This is a genomic window from Colwellia psychrerythraea 34H (assembly GCF_000012325.1).
Classification (GTDB): domain Bacteria; phylum Pseudomonadota; class Gammaproteobacteria; order Enterobacterales; family Alteromonadaceae; genus Colwellia; species Colwellia psychrerythraea_A.
The window spans coordinates 1844322-1868933 of record NC_003910.7; the positions used below are offsets into that span (position 1 = coordinate 1844322).

Here is a 24612-nt window from a genome sequence, read left to right on the forward strand (position 1 = left end):
TAAGTACACCCGAAATTAGAGATAATCACAATGAATCTAAAAAAATTACTTAACACTTTTTTTGAATATCGCGAAGTACAATGCTCGGAAATGCTAATGGATAATTCTATGTTAGAGCAATCTGATGTAGTTCTGCCGTTGGTTTTACTTTATATCAAGTTGGCTATCAAAAACACCAAGCTTGAAGGTAAAGTATTGAAATGTCAGTTAGTTAAGCAAACAGAATCATTGTGTTATTTGGCCGCAGAAAATATTGAATTTATCGATGAATATATTGCGCTAAATATTATTGAAGAATTGGGAGGTTATAATGCAATTGAGCAGATTGAAGATAACCGTCCCTGTTTTGTAGAGATAGAGTCTTTAGTAACAATGTTTCGTAAGTATTTGCAAAATATACCAGAAAGACAAAGTTTAGACGATAATGCAGAGTTTTATCAGCATTATTTGCAAGTTTTCAAGCTGGAGTTAGATGAAGACTTTATTGAAACACAAATAGAAGTAGCAGAAAGTTATTGGTATAAGGATAATCTATCAGTAAATGGCGACATAGAAGGTGGTGAAGCGCTTAAACGACAACCGTTTAAGCTGAAAGAGCAGTATGTAAGGCTAAAATCATCTACGCAGAATTTTTTTGAAGAACTGTCAGTTTTAGCTTGTTCAACCTACCTATCCGTACATCCATCAGTTGAAGTACAAAATATTAAGGTAACAGATCTACCTGAAATTGACTGTGAACTGGTGCTTTCTGCACTTATTGGTACTCCAAGCTTTTTGGCAGCCTTGGCAAGCCAATTTCAGTGCCAGCCAAGTCAAGTGTTAATGCCTGACGATGTTTACCATGCGCGGAAAAATCTAAAACATAAGGCTGTTACCCGAAGTTTTTCGGTAAACAATGACACGACTAAAAACTGGTATCAAATAACAAAAAGCTTTGCTTCTAAACTTGTACTCAATGAAAACTTAAAATCTTGCTGTGATTTTTCTTTTATTGATAACGAGTTTAATGACTCATTATTTATTGAAGCATTATTAAAATGTAAACATCACATTATTGCGGAACTTGCGGTGTTAAATCAATGCAGCAATCGTATTAGTAAAGCAATCAAAGTTGAACAACAACTCAAACTTGACTTAAACAAACAAGTTATAGGCCAGCGAGAGGCTATTGAAAGTTTAACGAAAGGATACCTCACCTCCAACATTGCTTTAAGTGAAGGACCAAGGCTGATATTTACCTTCGCAGGGCCATCAGGTGTAGGTAAAACCTATCTCTCTTCTATTTTTTGTGATTTGCTAAATCAATATGAACAATCTGGATATGCTTTTACTACCTTCAATATGGAGCAGTATGCAGACAAGCAAGATGGGATGAAATTGTTTGGTAGCGGTTTACAATACAATGAGGCTAACCTTGGCGTTTTAACAAGTGCCGTAAGAGCACAACCAAGGCAGGTTTTACTTTTTGATGAAATAGAAAAAGCCCATTCAAATGTTACTCAATCACTACTTAGTATTTTGGATAAAGGCATAGCCCAAGATCAAACCAGTCAAGAATTTATCAGCTTTGACCAGTGTATTGTTATTTTTACAACAAACCTCGGTCAGGAAGTACTAGCAAATAATCATCAAAAACATCAACTGAATATTTTTGATGTATTACGGCATGCAGAAAATCCGGCAACTAAAACCAAGCTCTCGGTTGAATTAATTAATAGGCTAGCTAAAGGCTATTCAGTAGCATTTTCTCCTTTACAGATTAATCATTTTGTTTATTTAGCAGAAAAAGAACTCAACAAAATCAATGACTACCAAGAGATGCTTGATTTTAAATGGCCAGAAAACTTTGCCTCATTTTTGTTGCAATCTTTGGCTCCTGAAATAACGGCAAGAAAATTAACAAGTTGCTTGGCCAAGCTCAAGGCTGACATTTTAGTTAAAGCAAGTAGCCTAATTACTGAAGATATGTCGCCAATTTCTTGTGCTGTCAGTGTAACTGAAAATATGCCAAATATTGATGTAAAAAAATTAGTGTTATTCGACAATGACACTAGACTTCAAGCCCAACTAGCACAGTCTGAATTTTCACTCTCAGCTAGCATTGTTGATAGTTTTGAAGATATAAGAGCCATGCTGGAGCAACATCGACCTGATGCCTTTTTAGTTGATATAGAATCGATTGCCAATGGTCAATTGTCTTTAAATGAAATCACAGAGCACGTTCATTGCATTAACAGTCGCATACCAATATTCAGCTACCGCGTGGTAGATATACAAATAGACAACCTGAAAGAACAAACACTAAATCATAATGTAAGAGAGCATTTTGAATTGGATTTAGCCACATTTTCTCTGTCGTTTCCAGCCATGCTTAAACGAATTAACTATTTCCTTACTATGGAAAAAACTCTATTACGTATGACAACGCGTAATGAGACGCTAGAGTATCAATGTCGAGTAGAGCACAATAACAAGGTACTCGATGTTTCATTTACCAACCTATCTTATCGTCAGGTTATACAATCCAAAGACTTGCAAGAAACCAGTTTATTTAATCATAGCCTGCCTGATAATTCACTTGATGATGTTATCGGCTTAGAAAGAGCTAAACGTCGCCTTATTGAGGTAGTTAGCTGGTTAAAGGCTCCGGAAAAACTGCTAAATTTTGGTATAAAAATACCGACAGGTTTTTTATTTTCTGGCCCTCCCGGAACGGGAAAAACCCTGTTAGCAAAAGCTGTTGCAGGGGAGTGTGAGTTGCCTTTTTTTAGTGTTGCGGCTTCGGAGCTGTCAACGCCTCATAGCGGCGGTACAACGGAAAACATCAAACAATTATTTGCCACAGCGCGAAAATATGCACCCTCAATTATTTTTATTGATGAAATAGATGCTATCGCCGCACAAAGAACCGATAATTCTGATGGCAGTTCAAGAGACAAAAATCTAACGGTTAATGCGTTACTTACTGAAATGGATGGTTTTTCAATCGCTGAAGTTCCTGTATTTGTTATGGCAGCTACTAATCATCCGCAGTTGCTTGATAGCGCTATTACTCGTCCGGGTCGATTTGATGAAACAATTTATTGTGACTTACCCAATAAAAATGCCCGACTGATCTTTTTTAAGCGTTTTGCCAGCAAACATAAACTGAATTGGCAAGAAACAGAGCTACAACAATTAGTTTCGTCTGCACAAGGCATGTCATCAGCTGAAATAGATCAAGTGCTGCGTGAGTCGATTTATCAAGCCGTAGGCGAGAACCAACAATTAACCACTGAGCATATTAAACAAACCATGATCCGCATTGTTTACGGCGCTCCTTCTGACCATATTTTCTTAGGGGCAGAAGAAAAACGTCGTACTGCCTATCATGAAGCAGCACATTTATTAGCGTACAAATTACTCTTTCCTAAGCAGCCGATAGATTTTATTACCATCGAACCAAGAAACCAGGCGCTAGGTTTTGTTGCCACCCGTGCCTCAGAAGAATATGAAAGTTATTCAAAACGTAGGGTGATGCATAAACTGCAAGTATTGTTAGCGGGTAGGGTGGCTGAAAAACTTTGTACAGGAGACTGTGAAGAAGTCAGTACCGGGGCTTCAAACGATATAGAAAAAGCGACTCAGCTTGCCATGCATGCTATTTATGAAGGGGGCATTGAACCAACCGTTGGGCCAGTTAATATTGCCATGCTCACTAAGTTTGAAGAAAGTGACTTATTAGCTAATGCTCAACAGGCCGTTAAACAATGGCTAGACCAATCTGAGCAGCAGGTAGAGCAATTGCTAAAAGATCATTATCAACAGCTAACATTGGTGGCTGAAACCTTACTTGATAAAGAGTCATTATTAGGTGAGGAGATTAACCTCATATTTGATAGATAATGAGCATTCGACTTCCCTGATTTTCACATGATAAAGAATCTAAAAAATTTAATGAAAAGGGTAAACCAAAAACAAGTTCCGAAATTAAGAAAAAAAGAAACGCTATTAATAGAGTTAGCAAAATAAGCCATGTTAGAAAATTCAAATTGGAGCTACTTTGAATCGCTCAGTGACTAACAACATAAAAAATAACTAGAAATTTGTGATAAGGATATTGAAAATGGTTAAAGAAGTTAATAGCAATCGTGAAATTAGAGTATTTATATCTTCAACGTTCAATGACATGAATGAAGAAAGGGAATATTTAATTAAAAATGTATTTCCTCAAATAAAAGATGAATGTTTAAAGCGAAACGTTGGTTTCACCGAAATTGACTTAAGATGGGGAATAACGGAAGAAGAGTCGAAAGTCGGTCAGGCAGTGAATATTTGCCTTGAAGAAATTGAACGGTGTAAAAAGTATCCACCTTTTTTCATCGGGATGTTAGGTGAACGTTACGGCTGGGTTCCAGAGCAAGAAGATTTAGAACCCTTACTTTCAAATAAAGAACAACAGAACATTTCTAATGTATTAGGTAATAAAAATATTAGCGTTACTGAAATGGAGTTTCGTTATGGGTTATTACTAAGTGAACAAAGCAAGCTACAAACTCTTTTATATTTTCGTTCACCAGAATTAACTCAAAGTCTTTTTCTAAGATCACCTGATTTGAATAAAGCACTATTTTATGACGACAGTGGCGACTTATTACAGAAATTCAAACAAGAGTTATTTGAGACCAAAAAAGACAGTGTTGTTATAGATGGTTACCAGTCTGTCGAAGAGTTTGGAAACTCGGTAAAACAGCAGCTACTTAAAGCACTAGACGATAGGTTCCCTAATACTGAGCTCGTTGAAGAATCAATAGCTCGTAATAATCAGGTTTTTGCATATCAAAAGCTTAATAACTTCGTTCCACGACAGCTAGAAAGAGCCAAGGTGTTAACACATTGCAAAAACAGGCTAGATGAGGAAGAGCTTCGTTTATGTGTGGTTCAAGGAGAGTCAGGAACGGGTAAAAGTACATTAATGGCCGATCTAGTTAGATACCTACCACAGCAAATATCAGACGCATTAGTTTTTGAGCATTATTTGGGTAATGACAATTGCATAAACTTGACACAATGGAGAAAAAATCTTCTTGTTGAATTATCCTCTCACCTAAATGTGGAGAATGATACTAAAGAGGGCTATTCAAATGAAGAGCTTTGGTTTTACCTGTCTACAAAGTTAAACGAAGTTTCATACAGTCGAGATGAAGCGCCTATTATTCTGATTCTTGATGCTGTAAATCAATTAGACGATCCCCAAGAGGCAATAAAAATAATACAGGGGTTAAAATTTTCAAAAAATATCATTTTGATCATAAGCGCTACACTAGAGTTAGCGTTCGACGATACAAGTTTTGAGGTTTTTCAATGTGGAAAGTTATCTCTAGAAGAAAAAGTCGGCATCATAAAAAATTATTCGACTAACTATAGAAAGTATCATTCTGCAGATAATTATGAGCAAATAGTAAACTCTGATGCTACTGATTTACCTTTGTATTTAAATATAATTCTCGAAGAGTTAAGGTTAAGGTCTAGTCATCATCGACTAGAGCTAGATATTGCAAATATCCTCGCTCATAAAGAAGTCCAGTCGCTATTTCAACATATATTGCAGGCGCTTGATGGAGAGTTTTCGGACGATAAACATCCCAATATTATTTCTAATTTAATGGCTTTATTAGCAGCCTCTCATAACGGATTAGATGAAACAGTAATAGGTGCTTTACTGGCTGATAAAAGTGACGTTGCAAACAGCCATAGTAAATTACACCAAATTTCGCGTCACTATTTAAGTCGAGTTTTAAGCAGTGTAAGACCTTATTTATTCCGCTCTTTAGGTAAGGAAAAAATAATGCACAACGCACTTATTAGCGCTTCTTTATCAATGGTTGATGAAATGAAAGTTCGACAGACACTGATTGATTTTTGTTCATCAAATAGATCAGAAGATGTTACAGAGCGAATTTTTCAAAAGCTGCGGTTAATAGAGCTGAAGAAAAATGATGAATTAGATATTTTTGAGCTCTTTGGCAATGATGTGACTGAGATCTCAAACCTTATCAAATGTTATCAACATAGCACTGCTGTTTTTAAAGAGCTATTAACGGCTTTTGATAAAGACTCTAACGGGCATGCTGATTCATCAAAATATTTTATTCAAAACGTTCGCTTTGAAGAGTTAATGACAGACATTCTACCAACAGCTTTTAAATCTATGATAGATTATATTGCCTACAATAGAATGACTTGGATAGCTACAATGCTCACTCGGCGACTACTCGCTGAGCTATCAAAGGTATCAGATACTTCTGCTGCTTTAATGTTTGAATATCAGTTGATATTTGTAGAAAATGAACTTTTATTTGGCGACATTCAAAATGCTGTTCAAGTAGCTAATTTTTTATTGGAGCGAGTTAATCAGTTACCTGATTCTCAGCGCCTTATGGAAAATAAATTATATACGCTTGCTGCTTCAATAAATACAAAACAGGAAAGGTACGAGCAATCGTACCTTTTGTGCATTAAAGCTATTGCTTCTATAAGAAGTCTTAATGGCCAGGACATAGAAGAAGAAAATGCTACTTTACAATTGGCTATTGCCATATTCAAAATAATACAATCTAAGCAATCAAGGCCTAGAACAACTATTTGGGGACTTGAGGATCTTAAGCTCACCACATTATGTGGCACAGAACTATCTGACAGTGAGTTATCCATTCATTTATTTAATGTAGCTATTGAGAAGTTATTGAAATCTTATGGTGAAAATCATGCGTACTTTATTCGGCCTCTATTTTACCTAGCGTGTCTACATATAGCATTAAATGATGATAAGAAAGCCGGTGAGTATCTGAACAAAAGCTGGAAAATAATGCTAGCGCAGCTTCCTCCTGGCAATCAGACCTTTATTGAGCTTATTGACTTGTTCACCTCCGTAGCTGCAAGTTCTAATTTATATCCAGCATTTAAATCTCAATGTCATAAATTATTGGAAGATTGGCAACAGCAACTTAGAAGTGACCATCCAACTATTGTCAAAGTTAAGACGCTACTAAGTAACTCTGAGACGAAAGATAAACGGTATATTATTGAGCAGTTCCCTAAAGACTTTGAATTTCTAAAAGCTCTTCATTATGCTGGTAAACATATTCAAGATACGCTTATGTACGATTTAGGTACATCGAATGATAATAAGCTTTCTACTTGGCTTTATACTGGAAAAGAGTGTATATCGCCGGCCCACTTAGGGTTCAGATTGGGAACAAAACTTTATTTTGTGTTATTGGATCTTGTTGATACAGAGACTCCCTATGGCAACTATCAACATTTTAGTGGGTTTTGTGAAAAAAACGGCTTAATCCCTTGTTTGATGAAAATGAAAAAAGAAGCTGAACACTACATACCTATATATAGTGGCAGTGGATTAAGAAATGAAATTTCAATGGAGATAGTTGATCGATGTATCGAAGAGCCTTTGCCTTCTTCTGTTATGACTGCTTGGGAAAATTATGACTTTGCAATTCAAGTCGTGCGAAGTTATCTTGAACAGAAAAATTACAACATTTTATCTTATTCCCACGATCCTAACATAATACCATCTATTAACTTTTTAAATGAGGGGAATACTGCCGTCGTGAAAGTGACTGCAACTTTTCAATCTGAAAATGGCCAACAAGAGTCGATTAGTTGCGGTTACTTTTCTGAAAATGACGTATTGTCGACTCTATCTGGCGGTGTATTTGAAGCCAAAGTACACGTTTACAATGGCAACGATAAAAAACTCCCTCCAATTAGAGGTGAAGCATTAGGTATAGATTTTGAAGGGATAGAGCCGCTAGTTATAGATGCTCAGTAGCAATAATCTAGGATGGTGTTTTGAGTCTGTAACTAAACCTGTTACAGGGTCACTATAAATTAATTAATGCAGGTAAACCCCCGGCTCTGCCGGGGAGACTCACATAGGTTCTACCTATACCGCGGTATAGGTATCCTTTAATCTCGACCAAGAGAAAGAAGGAAAACCTATGCGAGATTATAGGAGTTTGTCCCATACAGGATGGGATTGTAAATACCATATTGTATTTATACCTACAAAAAGACGCAAAATGATATTTGGTTCAATCAGAAAACATTTAGGGGAAGTGTTCCATGAGTTGGCTCGTCAAAAATGCGTGATTATTGAGGAGGGACACTTAATGCCAGATCATGTTCATATGTGCTTGAGTATTCCACCGAAGTTAGCAGTTTCCAATGTTGTTGGTTTTATAAAGGGAAAAAGTGCGATCTCAATAGCGAGAACATTTAAAGGAAAGCAAAGAAACTTTACTGGTGAAGCATTTTGGGCTAGAGGATATTTTGTATCCACGGTTGGGCTTGATGAAAATATGGTGAGGGAATATATCCGTAATCAAGAAAAACAGGACGTAGAGCGGGATCAGCTGAAGTTGGGGGGTTAATGCGCCTCGGGCGCTTACTTTAAGCCTTCTAGGCTGTCATCTAATAAGCCTCCGGCTCTGCCGGAGGTCATTTAACTAAAATTATTAGTCCCAAATAAATTAGACTTGTCTAAATTCAATAAGCGCCCCTTAATATTGTTTGGCCGCTTCTAGCTTATTTTTTAATTAGCACCTCTCCTAAGTAAGTCCAATAATACTATTGAACTTTGCATAGAATCTCTTTGATAATTAAAATTTTAAATAGTTATTTTTTATTTTTTAAATCACTTAATGACTCAAAGTGATTCCACTCTGCATGCTCTTGCATTGCTTCTTTTGCTAATTCAATTAGCAGATTTTCAATCGTTTCATTGTCCATATCTTCTGACGGTTGTTCTAAACCTATTTCAATTTTAGATAAAGCATCTTTGTATGCTGAATATAAGTCAGAACAATTACTTGGGTCAGTGTTTTTAATTTTCTTATTTAAAAATTTTAGCTCTTCAAGTACTTGATTATACTTTGAGCAAGGCTGAATATTTGAGTTTGTAATCTCTTGCGTTATAAGTTGATCAGCTCTTTTGTATAATTGAAGTAAATTTAAATAACCGTTGGCTGTATGTCCGTAGTTTGCGAGTTCATTCCATAAGGCAGTGACAGCTGTTAGTAGTAATGAAAATTGAATGCCAAACATTACCCAGTTTGATGTTGATAAATCGCCATTTTTAATAGTGTCATTTTGCAATAAAATAATTTGTGCTGCCCACATGCTAATAACAGATAAACAAGTAATCCAAAACAAAATGGTAGTCCACTTTGTTAGCGTTACTTCAGCTCTGGCAGGTCGCTTATAAAAAAATGTTTTTAATTTTGTCTTTATATTATTGGGATTAACTGAGCTTAATAACTTACTTATGGTGCTGCTATTAGGCTGTTCAGTATTTTTTGATAGGTCTAGCCTCGCTTGTAAAAAGCCAATTTGTCCATTTAACCAGTGTTTACTTACACTGTTTAGCTGTTGTTGTATTGGATTTTTCCACCAGTGTAATTCTGTTACTTCGATTGCATGATTTAAAATAGGTAACTTTTTTCGGTATCTTCTTGGTATGAGTGGAGAACTAGTAGGTGCGATGTTCGCAAGATTCAAAAAGCCTCGCAGCCTCATGCTTTCAGCTATTCCTCTTGCGATTTGAAAGTGCCATTTGGATTGTTTTTTATTCGCAGCTCTCTTTATCAATAGACCGGTAATTATGGCAATAATAATCATTGAATTTAATATCAAGCCCAATGGCTTATCTAAAAAAGCAGATGTTAGCTCGTAACTAACAAAGCCTGATAATGCAAAAAATACAAACCAAAGTGTGATGCTTCTATAGTTAGTTTGGAGGTTTTCAGCCGTTTTATCTGCGCTTTTAAATGTGGAAAATGATTCACCAAGACTAATTTGTTGTACTTCGAGTTCTTCTTCATCTTTAGGATTAACAGATGAAATATCAAAACTAGAGAGTTCTTGGTTATTATATTTGTTTAGTTGTAGGATTAATTCAACAAACTCCTCGGTCAAGAATGTTTGATTGAGATTTGTTGATGACGAAATGTTCCCTTGAGCTATATTATGAGAAACATATAATTTACAGTCTTGGTGTTCAGTAGGAAAAACAGCTTTACCCATTGACTTGTCAACACGCGTTAATTCAATATTATCAGCAGTTTTTTGCGTAATTTCCTTTCTTATTACAGGTATGTGGTGAACAACGCCTCCTAGTTGCCCATCAAAGTCGCTAAAATGGGATAATGCCTTATTTTCAGCGCCCTCTGGCCACTTAGCGTTAACTCCACATTTTATTTTAACGACATCACCTGTGCCGCCCAAACCATCAGACTTTTCATCATCCCACAGAGCTAATAAGACATTACTATATTTAGCAATAAATACACCTAAATTTAAATATAATGAGTTTCTCCATTCGCCGTAATTCATATCGGTTAATGCAAAATTATATTGTTCTTGCGTTAAACCGTGTCTGAGTAATATTTGATTGTTTTTATAGTCATCTAAAGTTTTTTCAAACTCTTTAACTGTAAATAGGCTATCTTCTGAAAAATCTTTAGTAAAAGCACTTTGTTCCATAGGTAGACATGGAATGATTCTAAAAGATTCTTTCGGCCATTCTTTATCATGCCAGAGTTCTTCTGCTGCCTGAATGGCTAGTAAATCCGCGCCATCAGCCATGCCTGACATGATCCAAATAGGAGTATTATTGGAATCATTCTTTGGATCATTAAACTGATCTCGCCAATGTGTTAACGCGGCCTTTATTTGTTCTTTAATAGGCTCAAGGTTGACATGTGAAGTTTTATTGCTTTTAAGGCATAGCAGGTCTCTGTGCCCTGTTATACCAATAATGAAGGGTAATTTATTACTGTAATTTTTATTCAGTGTCATCTTGAGCCTTTAATGGTATTTATTATTAAGTTTGCTTACTTTGAGTAATGAGCATTATTGTCGTAAACGTGAAAAATGATGCCTATAAGGCATAAACTTGGAAATATATAAGTAAAAAAGGGAAAGGTATGTGAAACAAATAACCCTAGACCAATGCTTGAGTACTTGAACCAAGTAAATATCACAGCGCCAATTGCACTTAAGATAAGTGATGTGATCGCTATGACTAAAATTAAATCCATTGTTGGGTAAGGTTCATTTGGAAAAATGTCGTTGTGTAGCCAACCATGGAGAAACTTGATTAGAATAGCCAAAGGTATTCCCATATAAAATGCTTCTATAAACTCTACTCGCATACAACTTCCCTATGTGGTTAATTTTGTTCTTTTAATGCGTATAAGCTACGGGTTAAGCTGTTGCCAAAGCCTCAGCTTATCAATTTTTTGTTGTTGGGTTACTTTATTCCACAGTTGATGGTAGTTAAATAAAACACGGTCAATACTACCAACAATTTGTTCTCTTTCTATAGTGCCAAAATAACGTGAGTCGTGGCTCAGGTTACGGTTGTCTCCAATCATGAAGTACTTACCAATTGGAACAGTGAATTGAGGACTATTTGTGACTAAGCTACTTTTAATATAATCAGGTAAGTCACTAGTAAAAATAATATTATAATTTTTCGTTTTTGAAGCAGATATATTGTTAGTTTCTTGGTATGCACTAAATGAATACTTACTTGAATAGGGCAGTTCTTTGTTTTTGATAACGTCCATTGTCGTGGCTTTCAAGGGGAGTATGCTGCCATTGATATAAAAATTATTGTCAATAATTTGTACTGTGTCACCGGGTATTGCCATTACTCGTTTAACAAATAATGACCCTTTATTGTCAAAAGCGACAATATCACCACGTTGTGGATTATTTATCGGGAATATATTTTTACCCCAATAAGGAATTTTAATATCAAAAGCGAGTTTGTTTACTAAGACATAATCACCTTCAATTAGGTTGGGGTTCATTGACGCAGACGGAATGTAATTCCAATTAATAAACGTACTTCGAATAAAAAATAACGCTAATAAAAACCAAATAAAGCCCATGTTACTGTGATAGAAACGTACCAGTAAATTTATAGCGTTATTTGGCGTCAAATTAACATTCATTATACGCATAAAGGTTGTGTGTCATTCGTCGTTGAATCGCTAAAATTAGCGATATCAAAATCGACGATGTTGGCGTTACCATTAATATCTACCAGTACATTGTTTTTACTTAAATCACCATGTTCAACACCTTTGCTTTTTGCATGTTCAATGGCCGCTTTTAAGCTAGTGTTAACCTGTTCTTTGGCTTCCTCACTTGGCGAAGTATTAAGGAACTCATATAAAGTAATACCGTCAATGTATTCCATCATAATGTTAGGCTCTTGATGATTATCATGGCTAATATCTATAAAACTCGCAATGTGATGGTGGTCTAAATCAGCGAGTATTTGTGCCTCTTTTTTTATCATCTTTAGTGCTGTGTTGTTTGAGTCAGCCAAGGCAAAATATTTTACGGCTATGGTGTGGTTAATTAAGCCATCTGTTCTTTCCGCTAGGTAAACATCACTCATACCACCTTGTCCGAGCAGTTTTGTAATTTTATATTTGTTGTTTATTAAGCGTCCGATACGAATACTTGTATCTTCGTTATTAATGATTCCTAAATGTAAGTATTCGAGCATCTCGTTAACTGAAGTACCACGGTAATCTAATAAGCGGGATAACTCGGTTGCTACTGTTGGATTTTGTTGGTGCAGTTGTGTCATTTTCTGCGCTAATAATTCTTTTGGCAAACTAGAATATTCTGTAAATAATTTATAAAGCAAAGACATAGGTTAAAACCCGTTGAAGTGGCTATGATACCAAGCATGCGCAAATTTGAGTTCATTTTGTACTGTACGCAGAGATATATTGTACATATCAGCAATTTTCTTTGCATTTAATCCAGCAAAAACATTGAGCTGAAGAAGTTCTGCTGCCCGGGGTTTCTCCTGTACCAGCGCATTATAAACGCGTTCCAAGTCACACATTGTTTCTGCAATATTACAGTCGTATTCAGGCTGTTTTTCTTCCTGAGGTAGGGTGTTTTTCTGCGCATTTTTACTGCGAGATTGATCCTTCATTATTGAATAAACAACCTTGCCAATAAGTCGATAAAAATCTGCTCTGTTATCAAGTTTTGCACTGGTCACTTTGCCTAACCGAGGATAGAGGTGATTGATAATATCAGTGGTTGAATCAATACAAACAGAGACTTGATTGACATTAGTTTGTTGGTTATTTAGGTTTTGAATTTTGCTCTTGCGTATTTGATGTCGAAACTGTTGGTAGCATTGAATAAACAATTCATCGTATGCAGTTTCATCGCCATTTTGCCATTGAGTGAGTAGTTCAGTTACCGGCACGTCTGATAAATATTTTATGTCCATATATCTGTTTTTATTTGAGTTGTTATAAATATGCTAACACGTGACATTTAATGCTTCTAGTTTAATGGACGTTTATTTAACAAAAAATAAACATTATATTTTTTTCGTTTTTAGTTCATTACAACGTGTCTTTTCGTTTTAAAAATAAGAGTCTAAGGTGGCATCATAATTTTTGAGAAGGTAATCTGTAAATATGGAAAATCAACAAATCGTGAGCTACAAAAAAACTAATGCGTTAAGCCATTTTCAAGGGATGAACAAACTAGGAACCACTTTTTTCATACTTTTTATCGTAGGATCTTTCTTACCTTTGGCCGATTTAGGCGGTTGGTCTAATGAAACATTAAGTTTATACAATCTTGCCAACCCAATGGTGTTGTTGATTATTGCAGCCATTGGTGTGCTTGTTAACTTAACTGGCTTTAGCCGCACAGCTTCACGATGGGTATCTTTAGTTTTTGTGGCTCTTGTTGTTGGTTGGTTTTTAACTCAGCTTTACGATATTTATGACTTGGCAAAATCAGCAAGAGAAATAAGAGGGCGTGACTTTGAGTTCAAACACTTTGTACGTTCAATAAAAGGTATGGTTCAAGGTTTGCCTATCAACAGTGCTGACGATTTAATATCACTGGCAAGTATATTATTAACAGTCGCGTTTGTCGGTATTAGCGGCTGTGTTTTTTCTCCTCGATATAAAGAGAATAAACAGTTAAAAGCTGCCATAACCGGCCAGCCAATTGATGAAAGCCAAGACGAAGTAACAAACATTCAAGCCAAGCTAGAAAGTAATAAAAAACCTTCCCTTGTAAACAGTGTTAAAGCGTTTGTTGTGTCGGTAATTACCAAGGCTATTGGAGCAATCAAATATATCTATCAAATCATCAAACCTTTGGTAAATGCACTGCTAGATAAAGCGGCAGATATTATTTGCCAGCAACAACCCAATCTCAAACGTGAACAAGTGAAAGTAGCAGTGTTCTCGGTATCGGTTGTGTTGCTTTATCTACTTATTTTTTAACCCTCGCATCAGCTTATTACGAAAACAACATATTTTAAAAGGATAAATTATTATGAAAAAAACAATAATCATCTCGATTTTAGCTAGCTTAGCCTTAACGGCTTGTGGCGACCCAAAAGATGAAGCCAGTGAAATTGCACAACAAGCGTGTATCGCAGATAAAAATAGTGATTTAGGTGGTTTACGTGACTAGATGAATGAAGAAATGTTCGAAATTAACAAAGTCATGCATGAAAGTGCTGACCCGCAAATGAAACGTATTTTAAAAATGCTTAATTGTGATTTAAAAAAACTGAAATATTAGAAGATGGAGGTTTTGTCGTTAGTTTTAAAAAACACAATAGTTATGAAATTAAAGAGGTTGATGGTGATTTAAAAGTTGTCGGTGAACAATATTTTTAGATTTATTAAACTAATTTTTATTTTTCAAGTTTTTAACAGTGTTACTGTATCTATCTAATAAAGATATGGAATTTATACTTAAAGGATTTAATATGCTCAAACACTTTGTGCGCTCAGCACTATTCATCATTGTTGTAACTATCCCAGCTATAGCCTCTGCTGCTGAAGACCTAGATTTAAATAAGGAGCATGTGTATTTTCAAAGTGGATTCCATGAAAAGCCTTATTTATTAGAACAAATGCTTTATTCTGATGGCAACCGTTGGAATTTTAATCAAGAATTAGGAACGCCCGTTACCATAACTTATGGTTTTACAGGCGACGAAATGGGCTATGTTTTTCCAGATGACATTCAGCGTGATTTTTATCAGTATGAAAAAGATGTCATTGTTGATGTTCTTACACACATCAGCGAAGTTTCTGGAATTACTTTTGAAGAAAAATTTACTCGAGAAAATTCGGATTTTGTTTTTCGAATTGGAGCTTACACTGGGTCTGGTAGTAATGTTCCGCCAATAGATGAAGCTGATTACATACGTTATAGTTATAGGCGAACCGTAACGTTTAGCCAGTCTCATGCATTACACTATTTAAATCCTAATCATGATTTTTATTTAAGAGTTAAAAATGACGATATTGACTATAAGCATGATTTTGCTCGATCTAAAGCGGTTATACTCCGCGATATAAGCAGAATTATCGGTTTAACGAGATGGAATGATGGTCAAGAGAATAATAATGACTTTTATTCAGTGATGGCACCAAAAGCAACAGGTTTATCTTCTGAAACTTTTGCACCAACAACTTTAAAAAAGTATGACATTGTTATGCTACAGCACCTTTATGGTAAACCTTTCAAAGTAGAAACTGATCCGAATATGACATACAACTATGATGATAGTTATGATTTTCATCAAATGATTGTTGATAAGGATGGTGAAGATACCATCAGTGTGGTGAACTCTCAACGTAGTAATATTATAGATCTACACCCTGGCGCTTTTAGTTCCATAGCGTCTAGGCCAACTGGTTTCTTTGACCCTGATACTGAAAGTGAACACTTAAACCGCAGTTACAATAACCTATCCATAGATTATGGTACTCGTATTGAAAACGCAGAAGGCGGTAGCAATAATGATGTACTCATTGGTAATTATACGGCAAACAAGTTAAATGGAAATGCAGGGGATGATAAAATTCAAGGTTATGGTGGTAACGACTTGATAGATGGTGGAGCAGGCATTGACACTGCTGTCTACGCAAATGAGAAAGTGCAATATGAAATCGAATATGTTGGAAATAGTGTAACTGTTTTAACTTTACCAAGTGGCAACGAAGGTTTAGACACCTTAACTAATATTGAATTCATTCAATTTTCAGATGAAACCATAGCCATTAATCAAGCTCCTGTGATTACTTTAGGAGAAATTATTACCGTAAAAGAAACAGACCATGTGACTATTATAGCTGGAGTTTTAGACCATGAAGGTGATGAACTTACTTATACTTGGACTCAACTTAATGGTACAGATGTTGAGCTAACAAACACCGATACAGCAACTATTATATTTACTACTCCAAATGTAGATAGAGAAGAAACAATCACTTTACAGTTAGAAGTTTCAGATGGTTTAAATACAGTAACCAGTTCTATCGCAGTAGTAGTTACTCCTAATACCGCACCAGTTATTACGGATATTACGGTAGACCAAGCAGTCGATGAGCGCACTACTGTGACACTAGCTATTAACGCTACAGATGCCGATAACGATACGCTTATTTATCGTTGGGTTGTGAATGGTGCAACAGTAACACTAATAGGTTCAACTACTAATACTGTTACATTTACAGCTCCAAGCGTTACAAGCACAACAACACTAACCGTTGAAGTATTTGTTACAGACGGGATTGATGAAGTTAGTAGTGATACACGAACTGTAACGGTTAATAATGTTGATACAGCACCTGAGCCAGAAGTTTCGCCCACTATAGAAAAAAGTAGTGGTGGCTCTTTTGGGTACTTTATTTTGCTAATTGCAGGTTTAAGATTATTTAGAAAGTAAGTTATAAAATACCAACAACCAGTGAGATTAACTGGTTGTTGGTATGATTAAAGAATGGTTTTTTTTTAAACAGAAAGTTGAATAAGTTTAATCATTTTATCTCCGTATTAAGTCTTCTTGGAGTACTCAGAGGTAAATACGCAAAGCAACAGAATTATTCTAACCTAGCCATACAAGAAAAATTAATATCAATAAATACGCTTTATAATTTTTTTTTGCAGAAAAATAGCGAGTATTCTTAATCAAACCAACTGGCTTAACTTCGCTGAAAGCGGCCAAAAAATTAACAAAGCCTTTAATAATAAAGCTCTCCGGTGGGATTGGTGTAAGTATGCTTAGCTGCCCGAAAAACTTGGTAGATTCGGAGCGTATTCTTACGCAACTTCGTACTGAAAGTTATGATGTAACTAATAGCTACGATGATGGAGAACAAGCCATCGTAAATACCTGTGGTTTTATTGACTCGGCAGTATAAGAATCTTTAGATACCATCGGCGAGCCGTTAGCTGCAGATGGTAAAGTGTTGGTTACTGGTCCTCATGCTTATGATGAAGTATTAAGCCAAGTACATCAGCATGTAGCTAAACCTAAACCTAAACCTAATCCATTTATTGATTTAGTACCTCCACAAGGTGTCAAATTAACGCCTAAACATTATGCTTATTTAAAAATATCTGAAGGCTGTAATCATCGTTGTACTTTCTGCATTATTCCATCAATGCGTGGTGATTTAGACTCACGTCCAGTGGGTGATGTGTTAGATGAGGCACAGCGTTTAGTAAAAGCTGGCGTTAAAGAGTTATTAGTTATCTCACAAGATACCTCTGCTTACGGTGTGGATGTTAAACACAAAACAGGTTTCTGGGATGGCATGCCCGTTAAAACACATATGCAGCAGTTATGTGAAGAATTAGCAAAGCAGGGCGTTTGGATTAGTCTTCATTATGTTTATCCGTATCCGCATGTTGATAAAATCATTCCATTAATGGCTGAAGGTAAAATACTGCTGTATTTAGATATTCCTTTTCAACATGCTAACAAACGTATCTTAAAATTAATGAAACGTCCTGGCAGCTCAGACCAAGTTGGTTGTTTTAAATATTCACCCGTTGAAGGTGCTACCGCTAATGCGTTACCTGATCATGTTTCAGATGAAGTAATGGAAGACCGTCTGCAACGTTTTATGGCAGTGCAAGCGAAAATCAGTAGCGATAAATTACAAGCACGCATTGGTCAAGAATACCTTATTCTTGTTGATGAGGTGAATGGTTTGGTATTGTAGGCCGTTCATATATGGATGCACCAGAAGTTGACGGTAAAGTTTATTTGTCAGATGATTATGATGCCAAATCAGGCGACCGTATTTGGCTACAAATCATTCATGCAGACGAACATGATGTTTGGGTCGTTCGCGTAGAAGATTAATTTTATAAAATTTTAGGCTACAAAAACACTGTCTGAGAAATCAGACAGTGTTCAATGTTTAATGACTTGAAAGTTGAGCGTGTAAAGCATGCTTATATGCTGCTATTCCTGGCAACAAAGGCACAATCAATGTTGCGATAAATATCATGGAGATTAACCACATCAATTCCATGGTAAAAATATCATCACTTAAAAACAAACCAAATTCAGCAGCCAACCATGCCTCAAGACTATAAAGTGCGAGTGTTAGTACTACTATTGACATGATGATTGCTAGGCTTACTAAAATAACGGCTTCTAACAAAATTAGCAGTAATAGGGTAACAGGACTAGCCCCTAACATGCGTAATACTGCTATTTCTGTTTGACGCTCGTTCATTGAGGCCAACAACATAGTTGTGAGTCCAAACAAGGATGAAATAAGCACTAGCACCGCTATGGCGCGCAGCAAATTTTCAACGGTTGCCATCAAACTCCACAGCTCTGTCATGGCAACACCAGGCAAAACTGCCATTAATCTATCTGTTGGATAGTTATTAATCTCTCGCTGTAATCCAAATGTTGATAATTTACTTTTTAGCTTAAGCATAACAGCCGTAATACTTTTAGGTACGGGTGGTGTTTTTTCTGGATTTATTAGCCATTTTTTTAATGCTGATGGCGGTAAGTGGATCGCTTCAATGGCACCTAAACTTACGTGAACACTTTTATCAACGGGCGTGCCAGTGCTTGCTAAAATACCACTTACTACAAAAGCTGTTTGCTCGTGTTTGGTAAAGCTTGTATTGCCAATACCATGAGCAATAATTATTTCATCGCCCAAATTATAATTAAGTTCTTTTGCAACATCGGCACCGATAACTACGTCAAATAAGGATGAGAATTTACCGCCATGTTCAAATTTTAAGGACTGTTTTTTACCATAGCGATAGTGAGTAAAATAGCTGTTATTCGTGCCAATAACACGAAAACCACGATGAGAATCGCCAAGAGAAATAGGGATAGCCCAGTCAACTAGTTGTCGCTTTTCGAGCATGGTAAAGCTCGTGTACTTAATGTTATTGGCAGGGCTGCCCATTCTAAAAATAGAATATAACAATAAGTTTAATTGACCGCTAGGCGCGCCGACAATCAAATCTACGCCTGATATAGTACGATTAAAACTTTCTTTTGCTTGCAGGCGAATATGTTCGATACTTAGCAATACTACAATGCTGATGGTTAATGATATGAAGGTCAAGATGGCCGTTTTTTTTCGGCTTAATAAGCTGTGCCAGGCAACAGAAAGTAATATCATAATGACATGGTTTCCTCAGTTTTACTCAATGTAGTAATGTCGAGGTTACTATCAAAATGATGCAACAAGGAGGCATCATGACTGACAAAAATAAGCGTGATTTTAGTGTTGTCACAGATCTGCATAAGTAAGTCCATAAATGCATTTTTTGCCGATGCATCGAGTGCCGAGGTAGGTTCATCAACTAATAATAATCGTGGATGATTAATCAGAGCGCGGGCAATTGCGACGCGTTGCTGCTGTCCAACACTCAATTGGTTAACTTGTCTGTGCATAATATTACTGGGTAACTGCAATGCGTTAAGCAATGTTTGCACGTCAGAATTCACATCAGGCCTTGAATTTTTGGCGAAGTAGGCTGCGAGCTGAATGTTTTTAAGCACCGATAGATACGGGATAAGATTAAATTTTTGAGATACCACGCCAATATTTTTTGCTCTAAATAAGTCCCGCTGGCTGTTTGATAACGCACTGATATTATGATCGAATAGACTAACGCTGCCTGACGTTGGTAGTAAAATTCCACACAATAAATTTAAAAGCGTGGTTTTCCCGGAACCAGAACTTCCATGTAAGAATACACGTTCAGTGATATCGACTTGCCATTGAGCAATAGATAACCCAGCATAACTGGCAGGGGTATCTTTATAATAGTGGTGTATATTTTGTAAGTTGATAGCAAGTGTTGACAAATCTTATTCACCTTCGATAATCACAGCATAGGTATTCCTATCCGCTTCTGTTTTATGTTATGTTATAACATTGATGGCTAAGGTGGAAAGAAAATTTGTGATTTGGATAAAATGAATAGCCGATGTGTTTTATGCTCAATAATCCTTGTGCTAGTGGTATTAACATTTAGTTTAACGGTAAGAGCACAGGTTGAGTATACCGACATAGAATGGACCGAATTAATCCCGGCTGATGATTTAGCGGTATTACTTAATCCGCCAGACTTTTTGTTTGATATAGAAGATCAATCAGAAAACGATAATATGGAGTCATTAAAAGGGGTTAGTTCAACCGATGCAGCAGCAAAAAGGTATCAACAGGCGCTAGAATCAACAAGGATTGTAGAGACATTTGATGGTAAAAGCATTCGACTTCCAGGTTTTGTCGTGCCTCTAGAAACAGATGAAAAACAACGGGTAACGCAATTCTTTATTGTTCCCTACTTTGGAGCATGCTTACATATGCCACCACCGCCGCCAAATCAAATTATCTTCGTAAAATCGTCGGCGGGCATTGAAGTAACCTCTTTATACGACGCGTTTTGGTTTCAAGGGGTTTTAAGTATTGATACAACAGATAGCCTCCTAGGAAAATCAACATATAGTTTGCAGCTTAATAAGGCTTATATTTACGAAGATTAAGGGTACGTAAATTTTAGATATTCACTATTATCACTAGCGATAACGGCTTGCCACTTAATTACTAATTCATTAGATCAATCTCTCATTAGAGCAATGCAATACAATTAACCTTCAAGGTTCTCTCAAAAATAAAATAACTAGATCGGTTTAGTGTTATAATATCACAATAATGCTTTATTAAATAATTGTGATGTTATAACATAATAGCTTAATGTCTGGATGGTTCTTCTAGTCAATTTTAATGATTTACCCAAGCTACTTGAATATGCGTGTTTCAGGACACCTGAGCGATTCATGATCAAGACGTCTCATTTTATTAAGGGTTATTTTCTTAAAAAAGGAGACAACGAAGAGCATGGCTTGCTCAGACGTCCCCGCAGGGCTGGTTTTTAAACGCTTTTTGCTGCGTTATTGATTTTGACAATAGAATAACTATTCTCTTCAATCAATGCCTTGCCTAAAGACGTTTCTAATTCCAGCTGAAACCTGCATCTTCATGTAGTTTGGGTATAAAAACAGAGAGTGCTCTCATGCTTCACAAAAATAAGTTACCGGTTACTGTTCTATCGGGTTTTCTCGGTGCCGGAAAAACCACAGTACTAAGCCATATTTTGAATAATCGTCAAGGTAAAAAAGTGGCTGTCATCGTTAATGATATGAGTGAAGTCAATATCGATTCAGCTACGGTTGCTAACGAAGTATCTCTCAACCGCAGCGATGAAAAGCTTGTTGAAATGAGTAATGGCTGTATCTGTTGTACATTGCGTGAAGATCTTCTCTTAGAGGTTACGAAATTAGCACAAGATGGACGATTTGATTACTTGGTTATTGAATCTACGGGTATTTCTGAGCCATTGCCGATAGCCGAAACCTTTACTTTTTCCGACGAGGACGGTATTTCATTATCAGATGTGGCAACACTGGATACTATGGTTACGGTTGTTGATGCGGTAAATTTTTTAAAGGATTACGAAGAGGCATCTTCTTTACAAGAAGTAGGAGAGTCGTTAGGGGAAGAAGACGAACGTAGTGTCTCTGATCTACTCGTTGACCAAGTTGAATTTGCCGATGTCATCTTGATTAGCAAAACCGACTTGGTTGATATTTCTGATATTGATCGCCTAATAGCAATACTGAAAACGCTTAATACCCATGCCCGAATCAGCCCTATTACTCAAGGTCAAGTCGATATTGATGCAGTGCTGAGTACTGGTTTGTTCGATTTTGAACGCGCCCAGAGCGCGCCAGGGTGGTTGAAGGAGATGCGAGGTGAACACATTCCTGAAACCGAAGAATATGGTATTAGTAGCTTTAGTTTTCTTGCTCGCCGTCCGTTTCATCCTGAGAAATTTTATCACTTTCTTCATGACACTGAAAAATTTGGTAAATTAATTCGTTCCAAAGGGTATTTTTGGTTGGCCACTCGTCCCCAATTTTCAGGTCAATGGAATCAGGCAGGTGGCATTGCTCATTATGGTTTTGCTGCTATGTTCTGGAAATCGGTGCCCAAAAAAGATTGGCCTATCGATGAGGAGTCATTGAACGCTATAGAGAAGCAGTGGGTTGAGCCATTTGGTGATATGCGTCAAGAATTAGTGTTCATTGGTCAGCAACTAGATCAAGGGGCTATGACTAATGCACTCAATGAATGCCTGTTGACAGATGATGAATTACTAAAAGGGAAAAATTACTGGGCAACATTAAGTGATCCGTTTCCAGAGTGGAGTGAAAGCGCGTGAATACAATAAATACTATTAATGAAAGTCAATCAACAAGTCTACTCTTACCTGAAACACTGACAAAACGTGCCAGTGAAAGTGACTCGCCTGAGTCATTTACCGATATTTATCGAGATGACACCAATATTGCAATTTGGCAACGTAAATTGTCTGACAAACTAGTACTGGCTGTGGATGAGATTTTAAAAACGGGTGTAAGAGTAAAAATTGCAGAGGCAGTTAGCGTAAAAACTGTCCATGCTACGCTTTGTAATGCGTTAGGTGAGACGATCGCTGTGAGGAGGTTGAGCGATGACATAACACTATTGGTTGATATGTTTTGCTGTTTGTTTGATCTCAAAGAGGTTGGATTACGATTAACGGCACTCGACCGTGCTATGTGCCCCAGATTTCACTTTGATCGAATTCCGTGTCGACTGGTAACAACATATCATGGAATTGCCACAGAGTGGCTTCCTCATCAGTTGGTTGACCGCAATAAATTAGGTGCGGGAAACCAAGGTAAATCAGATGAACAATCAGGTCTTTTTGATAGCTCTGATGATATTCGTCAACTGAGCGAAGGTGATGTCGCCTTACTCAAAGGTGAGTTTTGGCATGATAATGAAGGTGCCGGTTTAGTACATCGCTCACCCGTTCAGCCAGAAGGTTTACTAAATGAACGTCGTTTATTATTAACGCTTGATTTTATTAACGATTAAACATTGTTAGTGAAGGGAAATTTAAAAGTGAAAGTACAAAAGTTAGTATCATTTTTGTTAAATATAATACTATTAAATGTCTTTTTATTAGGTCAAAACGTTCATGCAAAAAATAAGCACGAACAAGGCACTAGCTTAAATGCCCATGTACATGGTTTATCTGAAATGACGATGGCGATTGAAGGAGGAATACTGGATATTCAGTTGATTTCTCCAACGGTCAATCTCTTTGGTTTTGAGCATAAAGCAAGCAACAAAGAAGAGATTACGATTGTTAATAATGCTAAAGCACTATTGAGTAATGCCGCAGCACTTTTTTCTTTCTCAGGTGGTGGTTGTACGCTCATTAATACTGCGATTGATGTATCAGGTTTAATAAAACTTGATGAAAATAAGCATGAACATCAGCCGAAATACAACAAAAAAGCACATGATGCTCACAGCGATCAAGATACAAGTCATGAAAATCACAGCCAAGTAGTTGCAAATTATCGCTATCACTGTGAAGAAAAATCAACGTTATCAGCTATTACTGTACTTGCTTTTGAACAGTTTTCAGGAATTCAGAAAATTCGTGCGATGTGGATAACAGATACAAAACAAGGTGTCGTGACACTGAGTGCTGAACGTAAAATAATGCGTTTATGATTATTAAAAAACAGATTATAAAAAAGACCTATAGTGGTCAGGAAGTTAAAAGATGATAAAAATAGAAAATGTTACTGATAAAATGGCAATTACGCTATCAATTGCTTGCGCTATTCATTGTTTAGCTTTGCCTTTACTATTGCTATTACTGCCAAGTTTTATGGTATTACAACTCAACAATGAAGCGTTTCATACTTGGATGGTAATAATTGTTCTTCCGACAAGTGTTTACGCACTATTTATGGGGTGTAAGCAGCATAAACGTTATAGATTACTATTTATTGGCTTTTTGGGATTAATTTTATTAGTTCTCGCAGTATGGATAGGTAACGAATTTTGGGAAAAGGCACTTACCCTAGTGGGATCGACGGTTATTGCAGGCGGTCATTATTGGAATTACCGCTTGTGTCAGCAACACACCCTTTGTCACCGCTGTGAAGATTAAATAATATAAACTAAATTTTTCATCGTGATGGTCAGAATTTAGAGCAACATAGTGCTAATTTTACCCCTTTCAATTCCCATAATTTAAAGCACAAGTCTAGATAAGCGGTGAATGAGAATAAATATGATAGGGATGAGTCGGGTTGTTTGAGTGTTCAGGGGACATAACAAT

At 36.5% G+C, this 24612-nt stretch carries 17 protein-coding genes and 1 pseudogene; 12 read left to right on the forward strand and 6 right to left on the reverse strand.

The window, feature by feature from the left end; translation table 11 throughout:
• Nucleotides 1-96: 96 nt before the first annotated feature.
• The 3 genes from CPS_RS07965 to tnpA all read left to right on the forward strand — a co-directional run bounded on the left by CPS_RS07965 (nucleotide 97) and on the right by tnpA (nucleotide 8432).
• Nucleotides 97-3885 (forward strand): AAA family ATPase, encoded by a 3789-nt coding sequence (locus CPS_RS07965; protein ID WP_041736809.1) that lies wholly within the window; start codon nucleotides 97-99, stop codon nucleotides 3883-3885.
• A gap of 220 nt (nucleotides 3886-4105) precedes the next feature.
• Nucleotides 4106-7831: a DUF4062 domain-containing protein gene (locus CPS_RS07970; protein WP_011042624.1), complete on the forward strand. Its 3726-nt coding sequence runs from the start codon at nucleotides 4106-4108 to the stop codon at nucleotides 7829-7831.
• Nucleotides 7832-8000: 169 nt separating this feature from the next.
• Nucleotides 8001-8432: an IS200/IS605 family transposase gene (gene tnpA / locus CPS_RS07975; RefSeq protein ID WP_011042625.1), complete on the forward strand. Its 432-nt coding sequence runs from the start codon at nucleotides 8001-8003 to the stop codon at nucleotides 8430-8432.
• A 244-nt stretch (nucleotides 8433-8676) separates the two neighbouring features.
• Here tnpA and CPS_RS07980 read toward each other — a convergent pair whose 3' ends face one another.
• The 4 genes from CPS_RS07980 to CPS_RS08000 form a co-directional block, all read right to left on the reverse strand.
• On the reverse strand, nucleotides 8677-10644 hold the full coding sequence (locus CPS_RS07980; RefSeq protein WP_138140252.1) for a hypothetical protein: 1968 nt from the start codon (nucleotides 10642-10644) through the stop codon (nucleotides 8677-8679).
• A gap of 614 nt (nucleotides 10645-11258) precedes the next feature.
• A complete protein-coding gene (gene lepB / locus CPS_RS07990) occupies nucleotides 11259-12020 on the reverse strand; it encodes a signal peptidase I (RefSeq protein WP_011042628.1) in 762 nt (253 codons plus the stop codon).
• Nucleotides 12020-12733: a protein kinase domain-containing protein gene (locus CPS_RS07995; RefSeq protein ID WP_011042629.1), complete on the reverse strand. Its 714-nt coding sequence runs from the start codon at nucleotides 12731-12733 to the stop codon at nucleotides 12020-12022. The genes lepB and CPS_RS07995 overlap by 1 nt, the downstream gene beginning before the upstream one ends.
• 3 nt (nucleotides 12734-12736) lie before the next feature.
• On the reverse strand, nucleotides 12737-13330 hold the full coding sequence (locus tag CPS_RS08000) for a sigma-70 family RNA polymerase sigma factor (protein ID WP_011042630.1): 594 nt from the start codon (nucleotides 13328-13330) through the stop codon (nucleotides 12737-12739).
• Nucleotides 13331-13523: 193 nt separating this feature from the next.
• Here CPS_RS08000 and CPS_RS08005 point away from each other — a divergent pair, with 193 nt between their 5' ends.
• From CPS_RS08005 to CPS_RS08015, 4 genes and pseudogenes are all read left to right on the forward strand, one after another.
• Nucleotides 13524-14348: a hypothetical protein gene (locus tag CPS_RS08005; protein WP_011042631.1), complete on the forward strand. Its 825-nt coding sequence runs from the start codon at nucleotides 13524-13526 to the stop codon at nucleotides 14346-14348.
• A gap of 52 nt (nucleotides 14349-14400) precedes the next feature.
• The gene (locus CPS_RS23870) at nucleotides 14401-14541 is read left to right on the forward strand and encodes a hypothetical protein (protein ID WP_011042632.1); all 141 of its coding nucleotides are present in this window, start codon (nucleotides 14401-14403) and stop codon (nucleotides 14539-14541) included.
• A 301-nt stretch (nucleotides 14542-14842) separates the two neighbouring features.
• Nucleotides 14843-16813: a PKD domain-containing protein gene (locus CPS_RS08010; RefSeq protein ID WP_011042634.1), complete on the forward strand. Its 1971-nt coding sequence runs from the start codon at nucleotides 14843-14845 to the stop codon at nucleotides 16811-16813.
• Between the two features lie 298 nt (nucleotides 16814-17111).
• A pseudogene (locus CPS_RS08015) lies at nucleotides 17112-18238 on the forward strand (radical SAM protein).
• Between the two features lie 58 nt (nucleotides 18239-18296).
• Here the strand turns inward: CPS_RS08015 and CPS_RS08020 are convergent.
• On the reverse strand, nucleotides 18297-19535 hold the full coding sequence (locus CPS_RS08020) for an ABC transporter permease (RefSeq protein ID WP_011042636.1): 1239 nt from the start codon (nucleotides 19533-19535) through the stop codon (nucleotides 18297-18299).
• Complete coding sequence (locus tag CPS_RS08025) at nucleotides 19532-20227, reverse strand: ABC transporter ATP-binding protein (protein WP_011042637.1); 696 nt, start codon at nucleotides 20225-20227, stop codon at nucleotides 19532-19534. Before CPS_RS08025 ends, CPS_RS08020 begins: the two co-directional genes overlap by 4 nt.
• Before the next feature lie 111 nt (nucleotides 20228-20338).
• Here CPS_RS08025 and CPS_RS08030 point away from each other — a divergent pair, with 111 nt between their 5' ends.
• The 5 genes from CPS_RS08030 (at nucleotide 20339) to CPS_RS08050 (ending at nucleotide 24441) form a co-directional block, all read left to right on the forward strand.
• The gene (locus CPS_RS08030; protein ID WP_011042638.1) at nucleotides 20339-20908 is read left to right on the forward strand and encodes a DUF3299 domain-containing protein; all 570 of its coding nucleotides are present in this window, start codon (nucleotides 20339-20341) and stop codon (nucleotides 20906-20908) included.
• A gap of 530 nt (nucleotides 20909-21438) precedes the next feature.
• Nucleotides 21439-22647 carry a zinc metallochaperone GTPase ZigA gene (gene zigA / locus CPS_RS08035; protein WP_011042639.1) on the forward strand — a complete coding sequence of 403 codons (1209 nt, stop codon included), beginning with the start codon at nucleotides 21439-21441 and terminating at the stop codon, nucleotides 22645-22647.
• Complete coding sequence (locus tag CPS_RS08040; RefSeq protein WP_011042640.1) at nucleotides 22644-23348, forward strand: DUF1826 domain-containing protein; 705 nt, start codon at nucleotides 22644-22646, stop codon at nucleotides 23346-23348. The genes zigA and CPS_RS08040 overlap by 4 nt, the downstream gene beginning before the upstream one ends.
• Nucleotides 23349-23375: 27 nt before the next feature.
• Nucleotides 23376-23996, forward strand: coding sequence for a DUF2796 domain-containing protein (locus CPS_RS08045; RefSeq protein ID WP_011042641.1), 621 nt, complete (start codon nucleotides 23376-23378; stop codon nucleotides 23994-23996).
• Between the two features lie 52 nt (nucleotides 23997-24048).
• Entirely contained in the window at nucleotides 24049-24441 is a 393-nt protein-coding gene (locus CPS_RS08050; RefSeq protein WP_011042642.1) for a MerC domain-containing protein, read from the forward strand.
• Nucleotides 24442-24612: the final 171 nt, after the last annotated feature.

Coding starts and splice junctions, on each gene's coding strand:
- CPS_RS07965 (WP_041736809.1), top strand. CDS start 97: ATGGATAATTCTATGTTAGAGCAATCTGATGTAGTTCTGCCGTTGGTT.
- CPS_RS07970 (WP_011042624.1), top strand. CDS start 4,106: ATGGTTAAAGAAGTTAATAGCAATCGTGAAATTAGAGTATTTATATCT.
- tnpA (WP_011042625.1), top strand. CDS start 8,001: ATGCGAGATTATAGGAGTTTGTCCCATACAGGATGGGATTGTAAATAC.
- CPS_RS07980 (WP_138140252.1), bottom strand. CDS start 10,644: ATGGCTGATGGCGCGGATTTACTAGCCATTCAGGCAGCAGAAGAACTC.
- lepB (WP_011042628.1), bottom strand. CDS start 12,020: ATGAATGTTAATTTGACGCCAAATAACGCTATAAATTTACTGGTACGT.
- CPS_RS07995 (WP_011042629.1), bottom strand. CDS start 12,733: ATGTCTTTGCTTTATAAATTATTTACAGAATATTCTAGTTTGCCAAAA.
- CPS_RS08000 (WP_011042630.1), bottom strand. CDS start 13,330: ATGGACATAAAATATTTATCAGACGTGCCGGTAACTGAACTACTCACT.
- CPS_RS08005 (WP_011042631.1), top strand. CDS start 13,524: ATGGAAAATCAACAAATCGTGAGCTACAAAAAAACTAATGCGTTAAGC.
- CPS_RS23870 (WP_011042632.1), top strand. CDS start 14,401: ATGAAAAAAACAATAATCATCTCGATTTTAGCTAGCTTAGCCTTAACG.
- CPS_RS08010 (WP_011042634.1), top strand. CDS start 14,843: ATGCTCAAACACTTTGTGCGCTCAGCACTATTCATCATTGTTGTAACT.
- CPS_RS08020 (WP_011042636.1), bottom strand. CDS start 19,535: ATGATATTACTTTCTGTTGCCTGGCACAGCTTATTAAGCCGAAAAAAA.
- CPS_RS08030 (WP_011042638.1), top strand. CDS start 20,339: ATGAATAGCCGATGTGTTTTATGCTCAATAATCCTTGTGCTAGTGGTA.
- zigA (WP_011042639.1), top strand. CDS start 21,439: ATGCTTCACAAAAATAAGTTACCGGTTACTGTTCTATCGGGTTTTCTC.
- CPS_RS08050 (WP_011042642.1), top strand. CDS start 24,049: ATGATAAAAATAGAAAATGTTACTGATAAAATGGCAATTACGCTATCA.